The following is a 19,699-nucleotide window of genomic DNA, read 5'->3' on the forward strand; positions in this document are numbered from 1 at the left end:
GAATGAGTCATGGCCCTCGACATTCACGCTCACCGCATCCTGATCCTCGACTTCGGTTCCCAGTACACCCAACTGATCGCCCGCCGCGTGCGTGAAATCGGTGTGTACTGCGAATTGCATCCGTTCGACATGGATGACGAAGCGATTCGCGAATTCGCGCCTAAAGGCGTCATCCTCGCCGGCGGCCCCGAGTCCGTGCACGAAGCCGACAGCCCGCGTTGCCCGCAAGCCGTGTTCGACCTTGGCGTGCCGGTCTTCGGTATCTGCTACGGCATGCAGACCATGGCCGAACAGCTGGGCGGCAAGGTAGAAGGTTCCGACCTGCGTGAGTTCGGCTATGCCCGCGTCGACGTGGTCGGCAAGAGCCGCCTGTTGGACGGCATCGAAGACCATATCGACGCCGACGGCCTGTTCGGCCTTGACGTGTGGATGAGCCACGGTGACAAGGTCACCAAGATGCCGGAAGATTTCCACGTCCTGGCCAGCACCCCGAGCTGCCCGATTGCCGGCATGTTCAACGATGATCGCCGTTACTACGGCGTGCAGTTCCACCCGGAAGTGACCCACACCAAGCAGGGCGGTCGCATCTTGTCGCGCTTCATCCTCGACATCTGCGAATGCGAGGCCCTGTGGACCCCGTCGAAGATCGCTGAAGACGCCATCGCCCAGGTTCGCGCCCAGGTGGGCACCGATAACGTACTGCTCGGCCTGTCCGGCGGCGTGGACTCCTCGGTGGTTGCCGCGTTGCTGCACAAGGCCATCGGCGATCAACTGACCTGCGTCTTCGTCGACAACGGCCTGCTGCGCCTGCACGAGGGTGAGCAAGTGATGGCCATGTTCGCCGAGAACATGGGCGTCAAGGTGATCCGCGCCAACGCCGAAGAGCAGTTCCTGAACAACCTGGCCGGCGAGTCCGACCCGGAGAAGAAGCGCAAGATCATCGGTCGCACCTTCATCGACGTATTCGATGCCGAATCCTGCAAGCTCGACAACATCAAGTATCTGGCCCAAGGCACCATCTACCCCGACGTGATCGAGTCGGCCGGCGCCAAGAGCGGCAAGGCCCACGTGATCAAGTCCCACCACAACGTCGGTGGCCTGCCAGAGGAAATGAACCTCAAGCTGGTCGAGCCGCTGCGCGAACTGTTCAAGGACGAAGTGCGTCGCCTCGGCCTGGAGCTGGGCCTGCCGTACGACATGGTCTACCGCCACCCATTCCCGGGCCCAGGCCTGGGCGTGCGGATCCTCGGTGAAGTGAAGAAGGAATACGCCGACCTGTTGCGTCGCGCCGACCACATCTTCATCGAAGAACTGCGCAAGGCCGACTGGTACCACAAGGTCAGCCAGGCGTTCGTGGTGTTCCAACCGGTGAAATCGGTGGGCGTGGTCGGCGACGGCCGTCGTTACGCCTGGGTCGTGGCCCTGCGTGCCGTGGAAACCATCGACTTCATGACCGCTCGCTGGGCGCACCTGCCGTACGAGCTGCTGGAAACCGTTTCCGGGCGCATCATCAACGAAATCGAAGGCATCTCCCGCGTCACGTATGACGTGTCGAGCAAGCCGCCGGCGACGATTGAGTGGGAATGATGGGGCGTCCGGCATTGTCCGGCACCCATTAGCAAGAAATGCCCTGAAGCCCGCGTAATTGCGGGCTTTTGGCTTTTTGGGTAAATGCCCTGCTGGCTGCTCGTTACCTTGTCGTCTTGGCAGGGAAGGGACTGGGATCAAATCTCTTGATCAGCCAGGTTTCGTTGGGTTCTCTCGTGATGCATGAGTGCTTTTTCCGGGCATGGTGTTATTTTTCGTGCGCGGCGATGAACATGGCGACGGCCGCCCGACAATAGGATTCGATTTCGATGTCGTCCTCTGCCCTGGCCTCATCGAAGCGCGCGATCATCAGGAGATCGGATCCTTTGAAAAGCGCGGCAAACAAGCGGGCGGACTGGAGAGGATCGGGCACGTTCAGAACCGTCTTCGCGTGCAACTGACGCAACAGGGCTTCGATCTGGGCAATGACATAGGCGGGGCCGGCTTCGTAATGGCGCTGGCTTAACGATTTTTGATTCGTCTTGTCGGCCATGATCATGGCTTCGACACTGCGCACATCCGGGCTCAGCAACGTGCGAAGCAGGGACGTTCCCACTGCCATGAGCTGATCTGCCGCCGAACCGCCGACGCCTTCAATAAGGGCCTGCGGTGCAAACTGATGGCAATGGGCCGCAATGGCCGCACTGAACAGCGCCTCCTTGTTCTCGAAGTGTCGATAGATGCTGAGCTTGGATATCTTCGCCCGCTGGGCGACCTTGTCCATTGTCGTCGCTTGAAAACCCAATTCCACAAAAAGTTCGCCTGCGGCGTCGATGATCGTCTGGCCTAGCGCATCGTTGACGGGGCGGCCGCGTCGGCCCTGACTGTTTTCGGTCATAAAATTCCAGTACTTGACAGTATCTAAATTCGTGAATTATGGTACTTCCGAGTTTCTTAATTGTGCAAGCGATCTCCCTTCATCACAGCGCGACAGCGCGGAGCCCATCACCATGAATGACGTCATCATCATCGGCGGCAGCTTTGCCGGTCTTGCCGCCGCCCTGCAGCTTGGCCGTGCCCGCCGAAAGGTCACCGTTCTCGATACCGGCCTGCCGCGCAATCGCTTCGCCGACCACTCCCATGGCCTGCTCGGCCACGACCACAAGCCACCGCTGGAGATCCTGGCCGAGGCGCGGCAGCAGCTGGCACGCTATCCCACGATCCAACTGGTCAATGCCCGGGCCGAGAGCGTCTCCGGCACCATCGACGATTTCTCCGTCCTCACGGGCGAGGGCGAAACCCTTAGGGCGCGCCGCCTGATCCTGAGCTATGGCGTCGCCGACCAGATGCCTGAACTTCCCGGCTTTGCCGAAGGCTGGGGCTCCTCCATCGTGCCTTGCCCCTATTGCGACGGCTTTGAAGTTGCCGGCCGGCATTGGGGTCTCGTCTGGTCCGGCCCAATGTCGCACAACTACGTCAGGCTGTACCACGACTGGACCGACACATTGACGGTCTTCACCAATGGTCATGACATTCCACCCGACATCCGGGCCGATCTGGCGCGCCGTGGCATCCCTGTCGTCGATGGTCGGGTCACCGAAATCGACCATGACGAGAGTCATAACGCCACCGTCAGGCTCGACGCCGGCCCCTCTGTCGCGGTCGACATCCTGTTCGCGCATCCGCGCAACAAGCCGTCCGCACGCCTGCATGAATCGCTGGGTCTCGCCACGGTCGATACGCCCCAGGGCATCGTCCTCAAGGTCGACGAGCGCCGCGAAACCAACGTGCCCGGCATCTACGCCGCCGGCGACCTCGCTAACCCCGCAATGCCCTCGGTCACCACGGCATCATGGCAAGGCGCGACGGCGGGCATCTCCGCCCAGCAATCGATGCTGGTTTGAGAGCACAGATTCCAACGATCAGAATGGAGATAACATGACAGAGCAAAAAGCCTATCAGGTCGCCGACTGGAATGGCCAAAGCGGAGAGTACTGGGCCGCCAACCAGGCCCGGCTCGACGCCATGTTTGCGGTGTTCGGCCAGACCGCGATCGAAGCCGCCGCGCCCGCCACGGGGGAACGCGTGCTGGACGTCGGCTGCGGCGCGGGCGCGTCGAGTCTGGAACTGGCTCGCCGCGTCGGCGCGGGCGGTCATGTGCTGGGCGTGGACATATCCGAACCGCTGATCGGCCGAGCGCGCGCACGGGCGCCCCAGGATACGCCGGCCCAGTTCCGAGTAGCCGACGCCAGCCGCGCCGAGCTGCCCGAGGGCGCGTTCGACATCCTGTTCTCGCGTTTCGGAGTCATGTTCTTCGACAATCCGACAGGGGCCTTCACCCATATGCGACGCGCGCTCCGGCCGGGCGGGCGGCTCGCTTTCGTCTGCTGGCGCGGCGTGGCCGAGAACGATTGGGTGCGCCTGCCGATGGGCGCGATCAAGGGCATCGTCCCACTGACCACACCGACCGATCCCGAAGCGCCCGGCCCATTCTCGTTCGGCGACCGGGGGCGGGTGACACGCATCCTGACGGCGGCCGGCTTCACCGGTATCACTATCGCGCCCTTCGATGCTTCCATCCCGTTCGGCGAGGGCGGGACGCGGGACGCGGCCATCGACGACGCGGTGAAGATGGCGTTCGAGGGTGGCCCATTGTCGCTTGTTCTCGCTGATCAGCCCGACGACCTCCGCGCCCGTGCCTGGGCCGCGGTTCGTGCCGCCTTCGCGGGCCTCCCCGGCGAGCGGTCGGTGATGATCGACGGCGCGGCGTGGATCGTCATGGCACGCAATCCGGCAAGCTGACAGGGTACCTGGCGGTAAAAACCGTCATGAACCGGAGGAAAAACCTCGATACTTACCGACACCGCACTGCGCAACTTCAAGTCAAAGTCCAAGATGGCTGTCCTAGAGCCGATCGAACGGTTTTCGATCCAAGAGACAGTCGATGAACGCCCCGAGGAGGGCTGGTCGATGCTGGCGGCTCGGATAGTAGAGGAACAACCCCGGGCGTGAAATCGACCAGTCCGGCAGGACCTGGACCAGCCGTCCCTGGGTCAAGAGCTCGCCCACGCCATCTCGCTCGAAGTGATAGGCAATGCCGAGCCCGTTCAGTGCAGCTGCAATGCCGATGTCAGCATGATTGGTGACGACGGGGCCGTCCACCGCCACTTCGAGTCGCTGCCCTCGTTTCTTGAACTCCCAACGATATTGCCTGCCGTCCATCTGGAGCCGCCAGTTGATGCATGCATGGTTATGCAAATCGGCAGGTGACTTGGGGGTTCCTCTACGCGCGATATAGTCCGGGGAGGCCACGGCCACCATGTTCAGGTCCTGCGTGAGGCGCACGGCAACCATGTCTTTCTCGAGCTGCCCACCCACGCGGATGCCCGCATCAAAGCGGCCAGAGACAATATCGGCGAGCGCGTCGTCGACCACGATGTCGAGAACCACGTCAGGGTGTGCTTGATGGAAGCGTGAAAGCCGGGGCGCGATGATGGTCCGCGCTGCGATCCCCAGCGTGTTGATGCGAAGCGTGCCGCTCATCTGCCCTGTCGCCTCACTGGCTTGGGCGACTGCAGCAGCCATCTCCCGAAACAATGGCGCTATGCGCCTGTAGAGCAGTTCGCCACTGGCTGATGGCGCGACGCTTCGAGTTGTGCGATTCAGAAGGCGAGCGCCGATGCGGCCTTCGAGCTGCCGGATGGTTTGGCTGAGTGCCGACGGCGATAGGCCCAAATGCTCTGCAGCTCGGGCAAAGCTTTGGCGCTCCACGACGGCTACGAAGGCCTTCAGTTCAGCGAAGTCGGATCCACGCATTCTGTATCGTTTCCTAAGCAACCTATAAAGATTCTAGTGTATTCACTGAATGCAGGTAGACGCGCATCCTGAGGCCTTCGCTGACCCCATGGAGCCAAAACTTGAATACCTTGACCCTTCCTGAGCCTATTGCCGCGTACTTCGCGGCGGAACACAACCCCGACGCCTTGGCGCGTTGCTTCACCGCGCAAGCCATCATGAAGGACGACGGCCGTACCTACACGGGCGTCGACGCCATCAAGGCCTTTATGGCCGAGGCATCGGCCAAGTACAGCGCGACGAGCGTGCCGTTCGCCATTGAGGGAGAGGACGGCTTTCAACTTGTCCGCGCCAACGTCACCGGCAACTTCCCTGGCAGCCCGATCGTTCTGTCCTACCGCTTTCGCCTTGAACGCGGCCTGATCGCATCGCTGGAGATCACGGCATGAGCTTCGACCTTCATCTGAATGGCCTGCGGACATTGGTCACGGGCGGCACGCTGGGCCTTGGTGCTGCCGTCGTGAAAACCCTTGTGAAGGCCGGCGCTCGGGTGGCGACATCCGCGCGCACCGTGCCAGCGGAGCCGGTGGAGGGCGTCAACTACGTGGCTGCCGATCTGTCGACGGCGGAAGGTGCGAATCACCTTGCTCAGACCGTCCTGCAGGACTGGGGCGGCGTCGATATCCTGATCAACGTGCTCGGCGGTTCGAACACTCCCGGTGGCGGTTTTGCCGCGATCAGTGATGAGCACTGGTTCGCCGAGCTGAACCTGAACTTGATGCCTGCCGTACGCCTGGATCGTGCGTTGCTGCCAGCGATGCTGGCTCAGGGCTCCGGCGTCATCATCCACGTCAGCTCCATCCAGCGCGTGCTGCCTTTGCCCGAGTCCACCACCGCCTACGCCGCAGCCAAGGGGGCCCTCACGACCTACAGCAAGTCTCTGGCGAGAGAGGTGACGCCGAAGGGCGTTCGCGTGCTGAGCGTTGCGCCGGGCTGGATTGAGACCGAGGCTTCCGTAGCGTTTGCGCAGCGGATGGCGGCAGACGCCGGAACGGATTACGAGGGCGGCAAGAAAATCGTCATGGATTGGCTGGGAGGAATTCCAGTAGGTCGACCGGCCACACCACAAGAGGTGGCCGATTTGATCGCTTTCCTGGCGTCCCCGCGGTCTGCTTCGATCGCCGGGGCCGAGTATCGGATCGACGGCGGCACCGTTCCAACAGTTTAGCCAACAGCCGCAACTGGCTGAACACTGGCCGCGTGACCTCGCAGTATGGCCCCGGCGTGCGCCGGGGCTCTTCCCGAACCGGACGCGGCAGTTCTGCCGCGTCCGGTCTCAATGGCCAACCGCAAACGCCTCGTCGCCACAGTCAAAGCTCTGTTCTCAAACTGTCAAAGGCGTCCTGCAGGAACTCGGCCACCGGCTTTCGCTGGCCGGTCTGATCCCGCCACGCCTGAAGTGCGAGTCTCATCGCACCGACGGACACCACGGCCACCATCCGAAGGGCCAACCGCCGTTCAGGCTGCCGCCAGACCTCACACAGCGTATTGAACAGCGCTTGCTCCTGTTCCGCGTAGTACGCCTGTTTGCGCGCAAGAAGCGATTCGCTCGAACGCATGAGATTGTCCACGGCTGTCATCTGCTCGGTCGTATAGCGCGCGATGTGCTTGACCATCACATCGCGAACAGCATCGAGTGGCGGTACGTCGGGCGATGTCTTCAGCAGGTCGGCAATCAGCCTGGCCGAATCGGCGTCCTGCCAGAACAAGATGATGTCGTCCTTCGATTTGAAGTACGAGAAAAACGTGCGGCGCGAGATGCCAGCCGCCGCCGCGATGGTGTCCAGCGTTGTGCCTTCGTAACCGTTGGCGAGGAACAAGCGTTGGCCGGCCTCGGCGATGCGCTGACGTGTTTCGCGGCGCTTGCGTTCCCGCAAGCCTTCTGTGGGGGGCGCACCTGCGGGAGGGAGGGTTTCTGACATTTCGATGGCCTGTTGCATTTCTGCACTAAGTGCATTAAGTTTTAGCACTAGGTGCATATTTATGTGCACCTAGTGTACGTTCCCACTCCTCGGCAGGCAAGGATCATGACCCACTGGACAGTTTCCGATATCCCTTCCCAACGCGGCCGTACGGCGGTCGTCACCGGTACTGGCGGCCTTGGGTTCCAGGACGCGCTGGCGCTGGCCCGTGCCGGTGCGAATGTCATCATCGCAGGTCGTAATCGGTCGAAAGGGGCAGCAGCAGTCAATCAGATTCGCCAAAGTGTTCCCGGCGCGAATGTGACTTTCGGGGCACTGGATCTCGCCAGCCTCGAATCCATCGAGGCGTTCGGCGAGAGCCTGCGGAGTTCGCGCGACAGCCTGGACTTGCTGATCAACAACGCGGCAGTGATGGCGCCGCCGAAGCGTCAGGTGACTTGCGACGGATTCGAGTTGCAGTTCGGCACGAACTACCTGGGTCACTTCGCCTTGACTGCCCAACTGCTGCCGCTGCTGCGCAAGGGTAACAAGCCACGCGTGGTCAGTCTTTCAAGCGTCGCCGCCCGAAGCGGCACGATCAACTTTGATGATCTGCAAGCTCAGCGCAGCTACAAGCCGATGCCGGTTTACAGTCAATCGAAACTCGCTTGCCTGATGTTCGCCCTTGAATTGCAACGCCGCAGCGAGGCTGCGGGCTGGGGCATCCAGAGCGTCGCTGCCCATCCTGGCATTTCGCGCACCGACCTGTTACCCAATGGCGCCGGTGCATTGAGCGTTCCGGGTATGGCTCGTCGGTACATGTGGTTCCTGTTCCAACCGGCAGCGCAGGGGGCGTTGCCGACCCTCTTCGCCGCGACTTCACCGCAGGCTCGAGGCGGTGTCTATTACGGCCCGGATAGGCTGAGCGAAACACGCGGCTATCCGGCCGTTGCCAAGATACCTCCGCAAGCACTGGATACGGGCGTTGCTGCGAGGCTGTGGATTGAGTCGCAAGGGCTTACGGAAGCGGTCTTTCGGTAAACCAACCGCGCCTACATACCGTGGCAGTGTTGGGAGGGGGGCCGTCACCTTTCGCTACGATTACCCGCCTTGGAGCGCACCAGGAAGCGCTTATCATCGGCTGCAGCCCTATGGGTATTTCACCGGCATGGTTCACGGAGGCTTGTCGCATGCCAATCAATTTAGCCTTTTTGAGATGCTGCTGTGTGCGGCTGCTTGAAAGAAGGGTAGGTTGTCATGTGACAACTCTGCGGGTCATGCGAATACTCGATACCACGGGCGATGCTGAGGAGTTGAACAATGGAATTTACCTTTACCTTGAAATATCAGCTTGCTGACGATGGTTGCACCCCGGATGAACTGGTCGAGCGGCTGGGTGAAGCGGGCTGCGACGATGCCTTGGCAGGCATCGGGTAGCCGGGGCGGCTGGCGCTTGAGTTCACTCGCGATGCGCCTGATGCGGTTGAGGCCGTGCTTAGTGCGCTGGGCGACGTTCGCCGCGCCGTGCCATCGGCCAGACTGATCGAGGTTGCGCCTGATTTAGTCGGGCTGACCGACGTAGCCGAGATCGTCGGTGTATCTCGGCAAAACATGCGCAAGCTGATGTTGGCTCATCCGGGCAGCTTCCCGGCTCCCGTGCACGAGGGGAGTGCGTCTATCTGGCACTTGGCGGACGTTCTGACCTGGCTGCAGGCCAAGGGCAGCTATTCGCTGACCAAGAACGTGTTGGACGTGGCCCGGGTGGCCTTGCAGGTCAACGTTGCGAAAGAAGGCCGAGGGTTACCGGGCATGGCTTCCAAAGAATTGGAAGCTTTGGTTGGGTGACATGCTTGTGGCGTCGCTGAACGGGGATTCCACACGACTTCAGCGCCGCGCCACATCCGAAAAATAGAACTTGTCCAGGGTATGCCGCGATTCGGTGTACTCGAACTGTCGGCCGTCCTGGAGAAAGGTCTGGTTGCTGACCACGATGACGTGGCTCTGGCCGTCGAGGTCCAGGTGTTGCTGGTCGTCCTTGCCGCAGCGGACTGCTTCGATGGTGCGCTGGGCATAGGCGATTTGTAGCTGCAGGGTCTGTTCGATGAAGGCGTAGATCGACTGCACAGCTATGTCGCGGGTCAGGCCGGGGATCACGTCGCTGACGAAATGGTTGATGTCCAGGATCACCCGTTTGCCATCGATTCGCCGTACCCGCTTGATGCGTGTGATCGGGCTGCCGGCGGGGGCCTTGATGTGCTCGAGCAGGGCGCCTTCTAACGGCAGTTGAGTGAACTCGACCACATCGGTGCTGACATCGTCGCCCAGGCGTGGGTACGTCTCCTGGAAACTGACGATCCCCCCGAGTTGGAACTCGATGGGAGAGGTTGACAGCACAAAGGTGCCCTTGCCATGGATCTTCTGGGCAAAACCACGTTCCTGAAGCTGTTCGATGGCCTTGCGTACCGTGCCACGACTGGCCTGGTAGCTGTCCATCAGTTCGGTTTCCGAAGGCAAGCGGGCGCCACGCTCCAGGCGTTCGGTGGTAATGCTGGTCAGCAGATCGTTGTAGATCTGATTGTATTTACTCATGGAAATGGCTCTGTGCCGCGCTGTTCACCGGGGCGGAACCTTAAGGGTCAAGTGGGGGCGTTGTCCATTCGGCTGTCATTATTTGATGACAGGAGCGTAGGACGTTTCCTGTTTTATTAGGGGGTATCATAAACAATTTCAAAACTCGTCTGTACGAGTTGTTGATTTAACTCGTACAGACGAGTACTTTCCCTTCCACGTGCTGTCGACTCTCAATAACAAGAATGACGCGGAAGAAAAAAGCATGAGCCACGACTACCCCAAAATCGCCAGTGAGCTGCTGCAAAGCCTCGGTGGCGTCGACAATATCGAGCAGGCGGCCCATTGCGTGACGCGCCTGCGCCTGTCCCTCAAGGACGCCGCGCAGGTGGACAGCGCCGCGCTGAACCAGGTTGACCTGGTCAAGGGCTCGTTTTTTACCGGCGGGCTGTTCCAGGTGGTCATCGGGCCGGGCGAAGTGGAGAAGGTCTACGCTGCCCTGCGGGAACTGACTGGCCTTGCGGCCGCGACCATTGCCGACGTCAAGCGTCAGGGCGCGCAGAAGGGCAACGGCATGCAGCGCCTGGTACGGGTGCTTTCCGACGTGTTCATGCCGATCCTGCCCGCACTGGTGATCGCCGGTCTGTTGATGGGCGTCAACAACCTGCTGGGCGCCAAGGGCATGTTCATTGCCGATCAGACGTTGCTCGACGCGTATCCGAACCTGGACGGTGTCTGGAGCCTGATCAACCTGATGGCCAACACGTCCTTCGTCTTTCTTCCGGCCCTGGTGGGATGGTCGGCGGCCAAGCGTTTTGGCGGCAGTGAAATCCTCGGCATCGTGCTGGGCCTGATGCTGGTCCACCCGGACCTGCTCAACGCCTGGAACTACGGCAAGGCAGTAGCGGGACTGGACGGTCAGAGCCTGCCCTATTTCGATATCTTCGGCTGGTTCCGGATCGAAAAAGTCGGCTACCAGGGGCAGATCCTGCCGATCCTGTTGGCGGCCTATGTCATGAGCGTGATCGAGAAATGGTTGCGTGCCAGGGTGCCCAACGCCATCCAGCTGCTGGTGATTCCCATCACCACCATCGTGGTCACCGGGGTGCTGGCCCTCGCTATCATCGGGCCGGTCACCCGGCACCTCGGGATCCTGATCACCGAAGGCATGGTGGCGTTGTTCGACCTGGCGCCCGTGATTGGCGGCGCGATTTTCGGCCTGCTCTATGCGCCGCTGGTGGTCACCGGCATGCACCACATGTTCCTGGCGGTGGACCTTCAGCTGATCTCGACCCAGGGCGGGACCTTTATCTGGCCGATGATCGTCATGTCCAACCTGGCCCAGGGTAGCGCGGCGCTGGCGGTGTTCTACATGACCCGCAATGCCCGGGACAAGAGCATGGCATCCACCTCGGCGATTTCTGCTTATTTCGGCATCACGGAACCGGCGATGTTCGGGGTCAACCTGCGTTACAAATTCCCCTTTTACTGCGCCCTGGCGGGCTCGGCCCTGGGCTGCATTTTCCTCTCGTTGAACAAGATCAAGGCCTCGGCCATTGGCGTAGGAGGCTTGCCGGGTTTCATTTCGATCGTTCCCGACGCCATACCGATGTTCGTGATCGGCATGGTCATCGCCATGAGCGTGCCCTTTGCCCTGACCTGTGCATTGAGCATGAAGATCGTCCGGCCGGGATATCGGGTCGCCTGACACTTGTGAGATTTGGGCTGGCCCGCGATGAGGCCCCCGGATCAGTAGCAAACAGACTGAAGGAATCTCGCCATGCAAGACTGGCAACGCTCAGTGATCTACCAGATTTATCCGAAGAGTTTCTACAGCCATGGCGGCCAGGCCACCGGTGATTTGCTGGGTGTCGTGGACAAGCTCGATTACCTGCACTGGCTGGGTGTGGATTACCTGTGGCTCACCCCTTTCCTGCGTTCCCCACAACGGGACAATGGCTACGACATCAGCGATTACTACGCCATTGACCCCAGCTACGGCACCATGGCCGATTGCGAGTTATTGATCGCCGAAGCCCGCAGGCGCGGCATCAAGCTGATGCTCGATATCGTGGTCAACCACACTTCCATCGAGCATCCCTGGTTCCAGGCCGCCCGCAGCAGCCTCGACAACCCATACCGTGATTTCTATATCTGGCGCGACCAGCCCAACAGTTGGGAGTCAAAATTCGGTGGTTCTGCCTGGGAGTACGAAGCGCAGACTGGCCAGTATTACTTGCACCTGTTCGACCACACCCAGGCCGATCTGAATTGGGACAACCCTCGGGTGCGCGCCGAAGTGTTCAAGATGATGCGCTTCTGGCGGGACAAGGGCGTGGGTGGTTTCCGTCTCGATGTGATCAATCTGATCTCCAAGCCGGCCGACTTTCCTGACGATCACACCGATGGCCGACGTTTCTATACCGATGGCCCGAACGTACACCGCTATCTGCAGGACATGCACCGGGAAGTCTTCGAAGGTTTCGACCTGATCAACGTCGGCGAGATGTCGTCCACCCACCTTGAACACTGCATTCGTTACTCGTGCCCGGACTCACGGGAGTTGTCGATGACCTTCAACTTCCATCATTTGAAAGTGGATTACCCGAACCTGCAAAAGTGGGTGCGGGCCGACTTCGACTTTCTTGAACTCAAGCGCATCCTGTCCGACTGGCAGATCGGCATGCAGGCCGGTGGCGGCTGGAACGCCCTGTTCTGGTGTAATCATGATCAGCCGCGGGTGGTATCGCGTTTCGGCCATGACGGAGAGTATCGGGTGGTCTCGGCGAAGATGCTCGCCACCGCGCTGCACTTTCTCCAGGGCACCCCCTTCGTGTACCAGGGCGAGGAACTGGGGATGACCAATCCGGGCTTCGATCACATCGATCAATACCGCGATGTGGAAACCCTGAACATCTACCGCCTCAAGCGTAACGCCGGTGTGCCTGAAGCCGAAGCCATGGCGCCGATCATGCAAAAGTCCCGCGACAACGGGCGCACGCCGATGCAATGGACTGCCGGGCCGAACGCGGGCTTCAGCCGTGCCGAACCCTGGATCGACGTACCCGACAATGCGGCCTTCATCAACGTCGAGCAGCAACTGCAAGACTCGACCTCGGTGCTGCATTACTACCGTCGCTTGATTGCCCTGCGCCGCAGCGAAGCGCTGATCCAGGACGGGGTCTATCGCCTGCTACTGCCCGAGCATCCCCATGTGTGGGCGTACCTGCGCGAAGGGCAAGGCGAGCGCCTGCTGGTCGTCAGCCACTTTTATGGTGGCGACTGCGAAGTCCAGTTGCCCGAAGAGATCCTCTGCGCCGACACCAGGCAACGATGGGTGATTGGCAACTACGACCGCCAACACCTTGAACGACGATTGTTCCTACGCCCCTACGAGTCGTTTGTGTTGCACCTGAGCGACTGAATAAACGTCATTTCTGACGAAGCATTGCTTGATAGCGACCACGTTGCGCTCGACGCACCGTGTGCCCTTTGTCGCCCATTTGTTGGCAGGCGAAGGCAGATTGAAGTGCATCAAAAAACAATAAAAAAGAAAGGGCGGCATATGAAAATAACAATAAATCGTGGACTTGCGGTGTCTTGTATCTGCCTGACGTTGCCATTTCCGGCCCAGGCTCTGGAGTTCTCCGGCTACCTGCGCAGTGGCGTCGGCAGCGCCACCAATGGCCGCTCCCAATCCTGTTTCCAGTTGCCCGGGGCGCAAAGCAAATACCGATTGGGCAACGAGTGCGAACAATATGGCGAACTGGAGCTGCGCCAGGATCTTTTCACCCTCGACGACGGCTCGGTGCTGAGCGTGGATGGCATGGCGTCGCTGTATAACCGTTACGACCGCACGCCGACTTTCCGGGGCGAAAACGGTGCGGCACGGATGCCGCAGATGTATGCCCAGTGGTCGAACATGCCCAGCCTGAACGGAGGCTCGCTCTGGGCCGGTCGGCGTTACTACAAACGTAACGACATCCATATTTCCGATTTCTACTACTGGAACCAGAGTGCCACCGGCGCCGGAATCGAGGACGTGTTGATCGGCGGGCTGAAATACAGCTACGCCTTTTCGCGCAAGGACAACCTGTACCAGAAAGATCCGGTCAACCGGCATGATTTCAACGTGGGCGGCTTCGATACCAACCCCGGTGGCGAGCTGGAGTTCGGCGTGAGCTTCATTGACCAAGCGAATCGTCGCGACGCTCATCGCGGTTGGGCCCTGACCGCCCAGCATGTGCAGCAGGACTTCCTTGGCGGCAAGAATAAACTGGCCTTGCAATATGGCGAAGGGCCCGGCACTGGGCTGGGTTATACCGGCGACACCGGGCTGGACGACAGCAACAAGAGCTATCGTCTGGTGGAGTTTTTCGATTGGCAGGTCACACCGCGTTTCGGCGGGCAGGTGCAGGCGGTGTACCAGAAGGATATCCGCCCCGAGGGTGCCGACCAGGACTGGCTGTCGTTGGGGGTTCGCCCGGCCTACGCCATCACTGATCAGTTCAAGCTGGTGGCCGAACTGGGTCACGACCAAGTGCAGGCCCGCGATGGGACGCGCAAGCTGAGCAAATTCACCTTTGCCCCTACTTGGTCGCCCAAGGGCCCGGAGTTCTGGGCTCGCCCGGAAGTACGACTGTATTACACCTACGCCAGTTGGAACGCGGCGGCCCAGCGCGCAGCCAATGAATTGGCGGCCGGTTCGGCGCTGTCCGACACCGGTGCATTTGGCGGCGCGCGGCATGGTTCCAACGTGGGCGTGCAGGTCGAGTACTGGTGGAAATGACCCGTGTGGCGCGGGTCGGTGGACTTTCCATGCCCGCGATGCGAAAAGAACAGACAGCAGCAGGTGAAGTCATGAACACAACGCAACCTTTGCAATTGCTCGCACCGTTGTCCGGGGTCTTGATGCCCTTGGACAACGTGCCTGATCCGGTCTTCTCCAACCGTGTAGTGGGGGATGGAATCTGCATCGATCCAACTTCGCAGACCCTTTGCGCGCCGCTCTCCGGTGTCGTCGGCACGCTCCAGGACAGCGCCCATGCGGTGAGTGTCACCGGTGACAACGGCGTTCAGGTGTTGATGCACATCGGCTTGGACACGGTGAACCTGGCGGGCAAGGGCTTTACTTCCCGGGTAGAAATAGGTCAACGAGTCGAGGTCGGGCAACCACTGATCGATTTCGATGCCGACTACATCGCCTTGCACGCGCGCAGTCTGTTGACGTTGATGCTGGTGGTCACTGGCGAAGACTTCATTCTGATACCGGCCCAGCCGTCCTGTGTGGAAAGCGGTCAGCCGCTGCTGCAGGTGAGTCAAGGGACACAAGGGCAGGGTGCACAGGCGCAACAGGGCTCGGTGCTGTTTTCCAAGCCGCTGGTCCTGCCGAATGACAGCGGTCTGCATGCGCGTCCCGCTGCGGTGTTCGCCCAGGCAGCCAAAGGCTTTGATGCGGACATCTGCTTGCACAAGCAGCAAGCCAGCGCCAATGCCAAATCCGTGGTGGCGATCATGGCGTTGCAGACGGGCCAGGGCGACAGTTTGCAGATCAGTGCCGCCGGTCCACAGGCCGAACAGGCGCTCGAGGCACTGACGCAACTATTGTTGGCGGGCTGCGGCGAATCCGTCCGGGCGCAGCCAACACCAGAAGTGCCCATGTGCGTCGAATCGCCCACGCCTGATCGCTGGCAAGGCGTGTGTGCCTCGCCAGGCTCGGTGTCGGGCGTGGTGGTGCAGATTGCGACCCAGGCGTTGGAAGTGCACGCGTCAGGCGCGGGAGTCGAGATCGAGCAGTCCCTCCTGGACCAGGCGTTGGACCAGGCCAACCAGGCATTGAAGGCGTTGCAGATTGAGAGTGCGGGCAGCGTCCAGGCCCAGATTTTTAGCGCTCATCAGGAGTTGCTGGAAGACCCCACCTTGCTGGAGCAGGCTCGGAATTTGATCCTCGAAGGCAAGAGTGCGGCCTTTGCCTGGAAAACCACGACCGAAACCACCGCCACGCAATTCCAGCAATCGGGCAGTGCCCTGCTGGCCGAGCGCGCGATGGACCTGTCCGATGTCGGGCATCGGGTCCTCAAGCTGATTCTCGGCGTGCAGGACCACATCTTGGACCTGCCCGAGCAGTCGATCCTGGTGGCCGCGCAGCTGACGCCATCCCAGACCGCCAACCTGGACACCTCGCGAATCGCCGGTTTCGTCACGGTGGGGGGCGGTGCTACCAGCCATGTGGCGATCCTGGCCCGTGCGCTGGGCCTGCCGTCGTTGTGTGGTGTGCCTGAGCAGGTATTGACCCTCGCCAACGGCACCCCGGTGTTGCTGGACGCCGACAGCGGCGAACTGCACTTGAATCCAGATCCGATGCGGATTGAACAACTCCAGGCCTCCCGTGACCGACAGTTGCGACGGCAGCGGCGTGACCTTGAACAATCAGCCCTGGCGGCCCGTACCCTTGATGGTCATCGAGTCGAAGTGAGTGCCAATGTGGGGTCGCTACAGGACGTGGAGCAGGCCATCACCCTGGGAGGCGAAGGTGTCGGATTGTTGCGCTCCGAACTGCTTTACCTGGATCGCGCCCACCCACCTGGCCATGACGAGCAAGCGGCCTTGTACAGCGCCGTCGCCCGGGCCCTGGGGGCCGAGCGCAATCTGGTGGTGCGTACCCTGGATGTGGGCGGGGACAAGCCGCTGGCCTATGTGCCGATGGCCCGCGAGGCCAATCCGTTCTTGGGCATGCGCGGTATTCGCCTGTGCCTGGAGCGACCGCAGCTGTTGCGCGAACAGTTCCGGGCAATTCTCGCCTGTTCGGGCCTGACGCGGCTGCACATCATGCTGCCAATGGTCACCCAACTGTCGGAGTTGCGCCTGGCGCGGCAGATGTTGGACGAAGAGGTGCGCAACCTGGGCCTGCCGCAAACGCCGAAGCTGGGCATCATGATCGAAGTTCCGGCGGCGGCCCTGATGGCCGACCTGTTTGCTCCCGAAGTGGATTTCTTCTCCATCGGGACCAACGACTTGACCCAGTACACCTTGGCCATGGACCGCGACCACCCGCGTTTGGCCAGCCAGGCCGATGGCCTGCATCCGTCGGTGCTGCGCCTGATCGCCCGGACGGTCGAGGCCGCTCACGCCCATGGCAAGTGGGTCGGGGTGTGTGGCGCGCTGGCGTCGGAAACCTTGGCGGTACCGGTGTTACTGGGCCTTGGCGTGGATGAGCTATCGGTCAGCGTGCCGTTGATTCCGGCCATCAAGGCCGGCGTGCGTGAATGGGATCTGAGCGAATGCCGTACGCTGGCCCAACAGGCCTTGGCCCAGGAAAGCGCCGAGCAGGTGCGCGACCTCTTGCGCAGGCATTCATCCACAGCCAATCCGGCCACCCTGGCCATGGAGCATTGAACATGTTCGACAAACTGCAACAGGCATTCTGGAAAGCCCTGACCCCGGACCTGGTACCGGAGGAACTGCCTAGGTCAGCGACAGCGGCTGATGAGCTGTCACCGGCCATCGTCGCCGCGCTGGGTGGCGTGGATAACCTCAAATCCCATCAGCCGGTGGCATTGACGCGGCTGCGGGTGGAGTTGCGGGATGTGGGACGAATCGACCGGGCGGCGCTGAGTGCGGCCGGGGTGGCCGGGGTGATGACGCTGGGAAACGGCGTGTTGCATCTGATTACCGGCTTGCAAGCCTGAGCCTGGGCCTGTGGTAAGCGATCTTTGGCAAGGGAAACAGATTGTCCATCAACAGGATGACATCCCTTGGTCATAACCACTCTTACTGTTTCTCATCTGCGGGTGTATCGTATTCGCCTTTTGCGGACCTGTCGGTTCGCCGCAGATTCAAAGGTGGTCGCTTCATGTCCTTTACCCGTCGCCAAATACTCGGTGGCCTGGCCGGTCTTGTTGTCGTTGGCGTAGGCGCGGGGGGCGCCTCGCGGTATTGGTTGGGCAAGATGGCCGATGCCGAGGCCGGTCACGACTATGAGCTGATCGCGGCACCGCTGGACGTTGAGCTGGTGGCCGGGCACAAGACCCAGGCCTGGGCCTTTGGTCCGTCGGCACCGGGCACCGAATTGCGGGTGCGCCAGGGCGAATGGTTGCGGGTGCGCTTCATCAATCACCTGCCGGTGGCGACCACCATTCACTGGCACGGTATCCGGCTGCCGCTGGAGATGGACGGCGTGCCGTATGTCTCGCAATTGCCGGTGCTGCCGGGTGAGTATTTTGATTACAAGTTCCGTGTGCCGGACGCCGGCAGCTATTGGTATCACCCCCACGTCAACAGCAGCGAAGAACTGGGGCGCGGGCTTGTCGGGCCCTTGATTGTCGAAGAGCGCGAGCCCACCGGCTTCAAATACGAGCAGACCCTGAGCCTGAAGAACTGGCATGTGGATGAGCAAGGCGAGTTCGTCGCCTTTAGCATTCCCCGTGAAGCAGCCCGGGGCGGGACGGCCGGGCGTCTGTCGACCATCAACGGCGTGTCGCTGCCGGTCATTGATCTGCCAGCCGGACAGATCACTCGGGTACGCTTGCTGAACCTGGACAATACCCTGACTTATCGCATCAACATTCCTGGCGTCGAGGCGCAGATCTACGCCCTGGACGGCAACCCGGTCGAGCCGCGCCCGTTGGGCAAGGAATACTGGCTGGGGCCGGGCATGCGTATTTGTCTGGCGATCAAGGCGCCGCCGGCCGGGGAAGAGTTGTCATTGCGCAATGGCCCGGTGCGCCTGGGCACGTTGCGCTCCGTGCCCAACAACGAGGCGCCGGCCCAGTGGCCGCCCGCGCTGCCACCTAACCCGGTGGCCGAGCCCGACCTGGCCAATGCCGAGAAACTCAACTTCAATTTCGAGTGGGTCGGTTCGGTGTCGGTCAACGTCGACAACGGCAAACCGCCCAGCCTTTGGCAGATCAACGGCAAGGCCTGGGACATCACCGACAAGACCTGCGCCGACCGGCCAATCGCCACGCTGAAGAAAGGCCAGAGTTACATTTTTGAATTGAAGAACATGACTCAGTACCAGCATCCGATCCATTTGCACGGCATGAGCTTCAAAGTGATTGCTTCCAACCGGCACAAGGTCATCCCGTATTTCACCGACACCTATCTGCTGGGCAAGAACGAGCGGGCGCAGGTCGCGCTGGTGGCGGATAACCCGGGGGTGTGGATGTTCCATTGCCATGTGATCGACCACATGGAAACCGGCCTGATGGCCGCCATCGAGGTGGCGTGATGCGCCAGATTCGTCCTGCCCGGATCATTGATCGCAGCCGTGACCAGGATTTCATGCGTGAAGCCCTGGCCCTCGCCGCACAAGGCGCGGCCCTGGGGGAAGTGCCGGTGGGCGCGGTGCTGGTGCAGGACGGTGAGATCATCGGCCGCGGCTTCAACTGCCCGATCAGCGGACATGACCCCAGCGCCCACGCGGAAATGGTCGCCATCCGCGCCGCCGCCCAGGCCGTGAGCAACTATCGCCTGCCCGGCAGCACCCTCTATGTGACGCTGGAGCCCTGCAGCATGTGCGCCGGCCTCATCGTCCATTCGCGCATCGCCCGGGTCGTCTACGGCGCCCTGGAGCCCAAGGCCGGCATTGTGCAAAGCCAGGGGCAATTTTTTAGTCAGGGGTTCCTGAATCATCGAGTGATGTTCGAGGGCGGGGTGCTGGCTGAAGAGTGCAGTGCGATGTTGAGTGAGTTTTTCAAGGCTCGCCGGGCCAAATCCCAACATTGACGCCGCCCCCCTAATGTGGGAGTGAATCTCTGTGGGAGCAAGGCTTGCCCGCGATGAACGATAACGCGGTCTTGCTATAGACCGCGCTGCCGCCATCGCGGGCAAGCCTTGCTCCCACAGGT

At 61.3% G+C, this 19,699-nt stretch carries 17 protein-coding genes and 1 pseudogene; 14 read left to right on the forward strand and 4 right to left on the reverse strand.

Going from position 1 to position 19,699, the window contains the following annotated elements:
* The first annotated feature begins 9 nt into the window (after window positions 1–9).
* Window positions 10–1,587 carry a glutamine-hydrolyzing GMP synthase gene (gene guaA, locus AAIS01_RS07465; RefSeq protein ID WP_214915733.1) on the forward strand — a complete coding sequence of 526 codons (1,578 nt, stop codon included), beginning with the start codon at window positions 10–12 and terminating at the stop codon, window positions 1,585–1,587.
* Window positions 1,588–1,795: 208 nt separating this feature from the next.
* On the opposite strand, the gene AAIS01_RS07470 is transcribed toward guaA, so the two are convergent.
* A complete protein-coding gene (locus AAIS01_RS07470) occupies window positions 1,796–2,425 on the reverse strand; it encodes a TetR/AcrR family transcriptional regulator (RefSeq protein WP_343468466.1) in 630 nt (209 codons plus the stop codon).
* 112 nt (window positions 2,426–2,537) lie between these two features.
* On the opposite strand from AAIS01_RS07470, the gene AAIS01_RS07475 reads away from it, so the two are divergent.
* Both AAIS01_RS07475 and AAIS01_RS07480 read left to right on the forward strand, forming a co-directional pair.
* Window positions 2,538–3,431: an NAD(P)/FAD-dependent oxidoreductase gene (locus AAIS01_RS07475; protein WP_343468467.1), complete on the forward strand. Its 894-nt coding sequence runs from the start codon at window positions 2,538–2,540 to the stop codon at window positions 3,429–3,431.
* Window positions 3,432–3,465: 34 nt separating this feature from the next.
* The gene (locus AAIS01_RS07480; RefSeq protein WP_343468468.1) at window positions 3,466–4,329 is read left to right on the forward strand and encodes a class I SAM-dependent methyltransferase; all 864 of its coding nucleotides are present in this window, start codon (window positions 3,466–3,468) and stop codon (window positions 4,327–4,329) included.
* Window positions 4,330–4,431: 102 nt separating this feature from the next.
* Here the strand turns inward: AAIS01_RS07480 and AAIS01_RS07485 are convergent, their stop codons facing one another.
* Window positions 4,432–5,343 carry a LysR family transcriptional regulator gene (locus tag AAIS01_RS07485; RefSeq protein WP_343468469.1) on the reverse strand — a complete coding sequence of 304 codons (912 nt, stop codon included), beginning with the start codon at window positions 5,341–5,343 and terminating at the stop codon, window positions 4,432–4,434.
* 101 nt (window positions 5,344–5,444) lie between these two features.
* Between AAIS01_RS07485 and AAIS01_RS07490 the strand changes: the two genes are divergently transcribed.
* Both AAIS01_RS07490 and AAIS01_RS07495 read left to right on the forward strand, forming a co-directional pair.
* Window positions 5,445–5,771 (forward strand): nuclear transport factor 2 family protein, encoded by a 327-nt coding sequence (locus AAIS01_RS07490; RefSeq protein ID WP_343468470.1) that lies wholly within the window; start codon window positions 5,445–5,447, stop codon window positions 5,769–5,771.
* On the forward strand, window positions 5,768–6,550 hold the full coding sequence (locus AAIS01_RS07495; RefSeq protein ID WP_343468471.1) for an SDR family oxidoreductase: 783 nt from the start codon (window positions 5,768–5,770) through the stop codon (window positions 6,548–6,550). Before AAIS01_RS07490 ends, AAIS01_RS07495 begins: the two co-directional genes overlap by 4 nt.
* A 142-nt stretch (window positions 6,551–6,692) precedes the next feature.
* Here the strand turns inward: AAIS01_RS07495 and AAIS01_RS07500 are convergent, their stop codons facing one another.
* A complete protein-coding gene (locus tag AAIS01_RS07500; RefSeq protein WP_343468472.1) occupies window positions 6,693–7,322 on the reverse strand; it encodes a TetR/AcrR family transcriptional regulator in 630 nt (209 codons plus the stop codon).
* An 87-nt stretch (window positions 7,323–7,409) separates the two neighbouring features.
* Here AAIS01_RS07500 and AAIS01_RS07505 point away from each other — a divergent pair, with 87 nt between their 5' ends.
* Window positions 7,410–8,324: an SDR family oxidoreductase gene (locus AAIS01_RS07505; protein ID WP_343468473.1), complete on the forward strand. Its 915-nt coding sequence runs from the start codon at window positions 7,410–7,412 to the stop codon at window positions 8,322–8,324.
* Between the two features lie 279 nt (window positions 8,325–8,603).
* Window positions 8,604–9,128, forward strand: a pseudogene (locus tag AAIS01_RS07510) (helix-turn-helix transcriptional regulator).
* Between the two features lie 39 nt (window positions 9,129–9,167).
* Here AAIS01_RS07510 and treR read toward each other — a convergent pair.
* A complete protein-coding gene (gene treR / locus AAIS01_RS07515; protein ID WP_092402637.1) occupies window positions 9,168–9,872 on the reverse strand; it encodes a trehalose operon repressor in 705 nt (234 codons plus the stop codon).
* Window positions 9,873–10,116: 244 nt separating this feature from the next.
* Here treR and treP point away from each other — a divergent pair, with 244 nt between their 5' ends.
* The 7 genes from treP to tadA all read left to right on the forward strand — a co-directional run bounded on the left by treP (window position 10,117) and on the right by tadA (window position 19,577).
* A complete protein-coding gene (treP, locus tag AAIS01_RS07520) occupies window positions 10,117–11,559 on the forward strand; it encodes a PTS system trehalose-specific EIIBC component (RefSeq protein WP_343468474.1) in 1,443 nt (480 codons plus the stop codon).
* Between the two features lie 72 nt (window positions 11,560–11,631).
* Window positions 11,632–13,275, forward strand: a complete 1,644-nt coding sequence (treC, locus tag AAIS01_RS07525; RefSeq protein WP_343468475.1) for an alpha,alpha-phosphotrehalase — start codon at window positions 11,632–11,634, stop codon at window positions 13,273–13,275.
* 141 nt (window positions 13,276–13,416) lie between these two features.
* Window positions 13,417–14,640 (forward strand): maltoporin, encoded by a 1,224-nt coding sequence (locus AAIS01_RS07530; protein WP_343468476.1) that lies wholly within the window; start codon window positions 13,417–13,419, stop codon window positions 14,638–14,640.
* Between the two features lie 71 nt (window positions 14,641–14,711).
* A complete protein-coding gene (ptsP, locus tag AAIS01_RS07535; protein WP_343468477.1) occupies window positions 14,712–17,246 on the forward strand; it encodes a phosphoenolpyruvate--protein phosphotransferase in 2,535 nt (844 codons plus the stop codon).
* 2 nt (window positions 17,247–17,248) lie between these two features.
* Window positions 17,249–17,539 carry a PTS sugar transporter subunit IIB gene (locus tag AAIS01_RS07540; RefSeq protein ID WP_343468478.1) on the forward strand — a complete coding sequence of 97 codons (291 nt, stop codon included), beginning with the start codon at window positions 17,249–17,251 and terminating at the stop codon, window positions 17,537–17,539.
* Between the two features lie 164 nt (window positions 17,540–17,703).
* Window positions 17,704–19,080 carry a multicopper oxidase family protein gene (locus AAIS01_RS07545; protein ID WP_186656881.1) on the forward strand — a complete coding sequence of 459 codons (1,377 nt, stop codon included), beginning with the start codon at window positions 17,704–17,706 and terminating at the stop codon, window positions 19,078–19,080.
* Window positions 19,080–19,577, forward strand: a complete 498-nt coding sequence (tadA, locus tag AAIS01_RS07550; RefSeq protein WP_092454074.1) for a tRNA adenosine(34) deaminase TadA — start codon at window positions 19,080–19,082, stop codon at window positions 19,575–19,577. The genes AAIS01_RS07545 and tadA overlap by 1 nt, the downstream gene beginning before the upstream one ends.
* The last annotated feature ends 122 nt before the right edge of the window (window positions 19,578–19,699 follow it).

The organism is Pseudomonas halotolerans, from assembly GCF_039581215.1.
Taxonomy (GTDB): domain Bacteria; phylum Pseudomonadota; class Gammaproteobacteria; order Pseudomonadales; family Pseudomonadaceae; genus Aquipseudomonas; species Aquipseudomonas tehranensis.

Excerpts from the sequence above, each read along its gene's own strand:
- guaA (WP_214915733.1), top strand. The coding sequence starts at position 10 with ATGGCCCTCGACATTCACGCTCACCGCATCCTGATCCTCGACTTCGGT.
- AAIS01_RS07470 (WP_343468466.1), bottom strand. The coding sequence starts at position 2,425 with ATGACCGAAAACAGTCAGGGCCGACGCGGCCGCCCCGTCAACGATGCG.
- AAIS01_RS07475 (WP_343468467.1), top strand. The coding sequence starts at position 2,538 with ATGAATGACGTCATCATCATCGGCGGCAGCTTTGCCGGTCTTGCCGCC.
- AAIS01_RS07480 (WP_343468468.1), top strand. The coding sequence starts at position 3,466 with ATGACAGAGCAAAAAGCCTATCAGGTCGCCGACTGGAATGGCCAAAGC.
- AAIS01_RS07485 (WP_343468469.1), bottom strand. The coding sequence starts at position 5,343 with ATGCGTGGATCCGACTTCGCTGAACTGAAGGCCTTCGTAGCCGTCGTG.
- AAIS01_RS07495 (WP_343468471.1), top strand. The coding sequence starts at position 5,768 with ATGAGCTTCGACCTTCATCTGAATGGCCTGCGGACATTGGTCACGGGC.
- AAIS01_RS07500 (WP_343468472.1), bottom strand. The coding sequence starts at position 7,322 with ATGCAACAGGCCATCGAAATGTCAGAAACCCTCCCTCCCGCAGGTGCG.
- AAIS01_RS07505 (WP_343468473.1), top strand. The coding sequence starts at position 7,410 with ATGACCCACTGGACAGTTTCCGATATCCCTTCCCAACGCGGCCGTACG.
- treR (WP_092402637.1), bottom strand. The coding sequence starts at position 9,872 with ATGAGTAAATACAATCAGATCTACAACGATCTGCTGACCAGCATTACC.
- treP (WP_343468474.1), top strand. The coding sequence starts at position 10,117 with ATGAGCCACGACTACCCCAAAATCGCCAGTGAGCTGCTGCAAAGCCTC.
- treC (WP_343468475.1), top strand. The coding sequence starts at position 11,632 with ATGCAAGACTGGCAACGCTCAGTGATCTACCAGATTTATCCGAAGAGT.
- AAIS01_RS07530 (WP_343468476.1), top strand. The coding sequence starts at position 13,417 with ATGAAAATAACAATAAATCGTGGACTTGCGGTGTCTTGTATCTGCCTG.
- ptsP (WP_343468477.1), top strand. The coding sequence starts at position 14,712 with ATGAACACAACGCAACCTTTGCAATTGCTCGCACCGTTGTCCGGGGTC.
- AAIS01_RS07540 (WP_343468478.1), top strand. The coding sequence starts at position 17,249 with ATGTTCGACAAACTGCAACAGGCATTCTGGAAAGCCCTGACCCCGGAC.
- AAIS01_RS07545 (WP_186656881.1), top strand. The coding sequence starts at position 17,704 with ATGTCCTTTACCCGTCGCCAAATACTCGGTGGCCTGGCCGGTCTTGTT.
- tadA (WP_092454074.1), top strand. The coding sequence starts at position 19,080 with ATGCGCCAGATTCGTCCTGCCCGGATCATTGATCGCAGCCGTGACCAG.